This window comes from Psychroserpens sp. XS_ASV72 (genome assembly GCF_041224425.1).
Taxonomy (GTDB): Bacteria; Bacteroidota; Bacteroidia; order Flavobacteriales; family Flavobacteriaceae; genus Psychroserpens.
Genome location: NZ_JBGFGL010000048.1, coordinates 1 through 4,989 on the forward strand (window position 1 = coordinate 1; position 4,989 = coordinate 4,989).

At 31.8% G+C, this 4,989-nt stretch carries 6 protein-coding genes; all 6 read right to left on the reverse strand.

Annotation, left to right across the window (positions count from 1 at the left end; genetic code table 11):
• Positions 1–339: 339 nt before the first annotated feature.
• The 6 genes from AB9K26_RS00600 to AB9K26_RS00625 all read right to left on the reverse strand — a co-directional run bounded on the left by AB9K26_RS00600 (position 340) and on the right by AB9K26_RS00625 (position 4,840).
• Positions 340–771, reverse strand: a complete 432-nt coding sequence (locus tag AB9K26_RS00600; RefSeq protein ID WP_369970609.1) for a hypothetical protein — start codon at positions 769–771, stop codon at positions 340–342.
• Positions 772–1,027: 256 nt separating this feature from the next.
• Positions 1,028–2,200 carry a redoxin domain-containing protein gene (locus AB9K26_RS00605; RefSeq protein ID WP_369970610.1) on the reverse strand — a complete coding sequence of 391 codons (1,173 nt, stop codon included), beginning with the start codon at positions 2,198–2,200 and terminating at the stop codon, positions 1,028–1,030.
• Between the two features lie 320 nt (positions 2,201–2,520).
• Positions 2,521–2,916: a hypothetical protein gene (locus tag AB9K26_RS00610; protein ID WP_369970611.1), complete on the reverse strand. Its 396-nt coding sequence runs from the start codon at positions 2,914–2,916 to the stop codon at positions 2,521–2,523.
• A gap of 278 nt (positions 2,917–3,194) precedes the next feature.
• A complete protein-coding gene (locus AB9K26_RS00615; protein WP_369970612.1) occupies positions 3,195–3,758 on the reverse strand; it encodes a hypothetical protein in 564 nt (187 codons plus the stop codon).
• A gap of 209 nt (positions 3,759–3,967) precedes the next feature.
• Positions 3,968–4,270 (reverse strand): hypothetical protein, encoded by a 303-nt coding sequence (locus AB9K26_RS00620; protein WP_369970613.1) that lies wholly within the window; start codon positions 4,268–4,270, stop codon positions 3,968–3,970.
• 27 nt (positions 4,271–4,297) lie between these two features.
• Complete coding sequence (locus AB9K26_RS00625) at positions 4,298–4,840, reverse strand: hypothetical protein (RefSeq protein ID WP_369970614.1); 543 nt, start codon at positions 4,838–4,840, stop codon at positions 4,298–4,300.
• Positions 4,841–4,989: the final 149 nt, after the last annotated feature.

Consider the following 4,989-nt stretch of genomic DNA (forward strand, 5'->3'; position numbering starts at 1 on the left):
AAGCTAGAAACGAAAAGAATAGATACTCGCCAAAAAAGGATAAATCCGAACATATTAAGATTTAAAAATCAGAATTAAAATGTGAGTAAATTCAGTCGAAAATGTAGACTGAATCACATTTCTGCACTTTTGTTGGTAACGTGTTCGTGTATGGTGTGTTGCGGATTGAGCCGAAGCTGTTTTGGCTTCGGATGAGCCACGAGTGGCGAAAAATCCGCTGGAGGAAAACAGCAAGGCTCTGACTTGCAAGTTTTCCGATTTTTAAAGATATGAATTTGTGGGAATATTTCCTTCTATTACTAACCTAGCTATACACTATACACGTTGTTGGCTGTAGTTTTAATTCCGGATTGTTCTTTCGGTTATTTGCTCGTCGTATTTGCTGAAAAATGTATCTAATTTATTTGAATCTATATTGCCTTCTATATCTAAGACCTTTTCACTGATTAGTTTTTGAATAAAGTATTTAAAGGAATAACCCCTTAACGAAGCAGTTTCCAATTTGCGGTTGTCTTTAATGAAAATAATTTGATTAAAATCATCATCACCATATCCTATTGTTTCATTGTTATTTCTTAAAATAAATAAAATCTCTTGTTCTTTACCAATTGTATAAAGCGAAAATTCAGAAGCTGCTGCTCTTTTTTCAAATTCAAATACCTTTTCATTATCAATAAATACAAATCCTTTTTTTAGTTTAATTTTTTGAGCACTTACTGTAGCCATAGAGATTAGGACTAAAGTTAATAGTAGAATGTTTTTTAATTTCATTTTTTAGATTTTAGTTATTAAGATTTTGTTGTTTAAATTACTGCCAACGTGTTCGTGTATGGTTTGTGCGGAATTTCAGCCGAGCGCTTTGCGTTTGGGTGAGCCAGACTTTGGCTGGCGAAAATTCCGTTTGGGAAAAAGCGCGACGGCTGAGCGGTCGTGGTTTTTCAGTTTTGTTGTTTTGATTAAAAGTAAGAAAAAATCTTCTGCTTAGCCAACAGTACGCATTAACTATACACGTTGTTGGCAACAGTATTTATTTCTTTTTATAGACTTCCAATATTTCAACTGGTAATTTTTCTTCTGCTCTGACTAATTCCAGTCCATATTTTTTTAATTCAGAATGTATTGTTTTAGGGTCTTCGGCTTGCCATTCCAAATGAATATCGTATTCTTTATTCAAGTTTGTTTTGTCCAAAACAGGGATAGGTGTAAAGTTTTCTAAATATTCTGCCAATCGTGACATTTTAATTTTTTTAGTTTTTAGAGTTGTACCCATAAACATAAATTCAGTCGATTCAGAGTCGGATTGTTTTATCGTGTTATCTACATTTTTAAGTACATAACATTCTAAAGATTCAATACCCATTTTAGCATTTACATCGAAATTCTCGTTAAGAAATCGGCTTCCAATTTCCCTCCATCTTTTTTGATTTTCATCAGAAACCTGAATACTAAAGTTATATTGATGTTCTTTTTCATAAGGGAAATCATCTTCGCTCAAACTATCCTTAAAGATAATTCTGCTTGGTGAAGCAATATCAAATAAATTTTGATAAAGCCTCGGAATAGTAGTATTCCACATCTCTATTCCGTTGGTATTCCCATCTGCGTCAACTAATGGTTTAAAACCACCTCTTTTTTCTTGGTCGTAACCTTTTAATTCAATACTGTAATCCGAATTTGAAATAGTTTTTATAATTTCTACTTTTAGGTTTGGGTCTATGTAGAAATCATCTTTTAGTTTCAAATCAATTTCGTTATTTGCTAACAGATTTTCAATCACTTTTTTATTGATTTTTTCTGGACTTGTAATTGCCCTGACGATACCATTTTTATCAATAATTATCGAATGAGGTATAACTTTGTATTTGAAAAATTCCGAATGAGTTGTATCTGAAACAACCCTTAATGACGTTTTTGAGCTTTTTATAAATTTTTCTAATCGCTCATTGCTTTCATTTGAAACAGTAATGATTTCAATATTATCTCCAAAATCTTTTTGTAAGGTGTCCAATTTTTTCATTGCAGGAATACAAGGCCCACACCAAGTTGCCCAAAACTCTAATATGACAGGTTTACCTTTAAAATCATTTAACGAAATTTCTTTCTGTTTGCTATTGAGAATATTACTAAACTTATAGTTTGGAACTGGCTTTCCTAATTCAGCGATTGTGTTTTCTTTTTTACACGATATAATGCAAATCATTAAAATTAAAATGGGAAGCTTTTTAATCATCTTATTTTTTGATGTAAGTTAAATAAGATATGAAACGGACTGTTTTGTTTTATATTGTTGCCAACGTGTTCGTGTATGGTTTGTGCGGATTGAGCCGAAGCTGTTTTAGCTTCGGATGAGCCACTCGTGGCGAAAAATCCGCTGGAGGAAAACAGTAAGGCTCTGACCTGTAAGTTTTCCGATTAAATAAAGATATAAATATTTGTGAGAATTATTCCTTCTATTACAAACCAAGCCATAAACTATACACGGTGTTGTGCATAGTTTTATTTAAGCTATGATGAAACTAGCTATATTCTTTTGATTATCTCTTCTTGGATATTTGGATGAAATTCTTCATAAACAGTATTTGATCTCACGTTGTTTTTTTCTACTGGTTTAGGAAGTTTAAACTGTGTTTTTTTAACCCATTTTACATTTCTACCAATTTCTGTCAAATGGTGATGGCTTGTGTCCAATATTTCATTATCAGATATGATTCCAATACCTTTCACGGAAATATATTTTGCAGGTCCAAATGCAGCCTTAATGTAAATGATATCTCCTACTTTTAATGATTTAAAATATCTATGTAGTTCAGGTGCTGCATTTACATCCCAACCTGTGCCAACAATATTATTTGTTAAAAAGTCATTGCTAACATCAGTAGTTCCATAATAGTAAGCTCCTATTCCAAATATGGCCATATTCTTTTTTTTTTAAATGTTTTATTTTATTCTTGAAAAGTCTGTTTTTCAATAAAATTATACACAACGTGTTCGTGTATGGTGTGTTGCGGGATTTCAGCCGAGCGCTTTTGCGCTTGGATGAGCCAGCTTTGACTGGCGAAAATTCCGCGTTGGGAAACAAAAGCGAGAGGCTGAGCCAACGAAATGTTTCCTGAAATAAATATAGTTAATTAAAGTGAGAATTTTTCCACTGGAAAAATTCGGTAGAAATGCACTATACACGTTGTTGTAGAACGTTAATCCTTGTTTTTATACAATTCGATTGCTTTGAGGTAATTTAATCCGCCAGATTCAGTTTGGTTATTTATGAATCCATCTAAATCAGGATGGTTGTTCCTTATCCAAATAATAAGCTCATCTCTATTCTTGACAAATCGAGGTACATCAAACACTATTGAATTTCTATTTACATTCATTATTTTATTTTTGTCAAATTGCATAACTTCTTCAGTTACGATTGGTTCGTTGTGAAGAAAAGATATTCTTTTATCAGTTTTCGAAATTTTAGTTTTTACAACTCCGTTATTTATTTCAATTTCCAAAACTTCATAAGTAGGTTCAAATACTGAATCCCAACGCATCCATTCCGCAAATTCTCCTTGAGAATAAATTTGTTCAAAACCGTCGTCAATAGTTGTAAATTTAGAAGTAATTAATTTTTCGATTTTTGCTTTTTCAGAAGTATTAAGAGCATCATAGAATTGTTCTGCAATTTTGATTTTTTTGATATCCTCTTCAACTTTAATACAAGATGTAAATCCGATTGTTGAAAGAATTAAAACGACTATGATTTTCTTCATTGAACTTAAAAGGGTTAATGTGCTACAACGTGTTTGTGTATGGTTTGTTGCGGAATGACAGCGCACGCGTGCGGCTGGCTTTCCGATGGAAAACGTGCGCGTTTCAGCACTGATTTCCGTGTTTTAAATATAGTGAATTTTATGTAAGAATTTTTCTTTCTCTTAACCAACAAGAGCAATGGACTATACACGTTGTTGTGAGTAGTATTTTAGATTTTACTTAAGTATTCTTTGAGGCACATGGGACAAACTGGCGATAGTTTGTTAAACATTAGTTCATATTTCTTAAAATCTGATTGAACATCAATTCTTGAATTTTGTATTCCAATTTCTCTTATCAAGTATGGATCTACTTGATAATGACCATTAAAAAGGCCTTCTTTATCATCTACGATAATGGTTTTTACTTCTGAAAGTTTACATTTTTTCCCAATACCCATTCTTTCATGATGATATTCTGATATTAGAGCAATTACATTTTCTCCATGTATTTCACAATTGATTTTACCCATTTTGGATTTTTATTTGCCTTATTAATATCAAAATTCAAGATTATCTCTTTTACAATACCAGTTAGGATCACAATCAGAAATTACACAACCACCAGATTTATACTTTTTCTCTTGCTTTTCTTCACCTTTTTTGGTGATTTCAGCAATCAATCCGTATGCAATTGGAATAACTTCATCTTCTCTTTCACATGTTGGACAAGTCTTGTTATCTTTTGATTTATCGTATTTACAAGTAAGGGAATACGGGATTTTCAATGAGATAGTATCTTTTTTCCTTAATTCGGAATTCTTGAAGGTGTAAAAGCGTCCTGAAATGTTTCCCATTCCTTTCGGTTCAAAAGTGACTTCTATATCATTGAATCCTTCAATTTCAAAGAAAAATTCTAAGTTTTCATTTACTTTAGTAGATTGCTCCGTTCCGTTCTGTGATAAAATAACCTTTGTTTTTTGTATTACATTATTTCTGTCATCTTCATTTTCCAAAAGTATTTTTCCGTTCACTTTTATATTCTGAGAATAACAACAAATAAATCCAAATATTAATGTTGTTGAAATTAAATGTTTTTTCATATTACTCACAACGGTTTAGTGTATGATTTGTGCGAATGAGAATCCGTATGATTTTCAGTCGTGGTAAATCAGTTTGTTAAATATAAGGTTTTTCCAATAACGAAAATGTGAGCATTAATTATACACATTGTTACCTACTGTAACGCAGC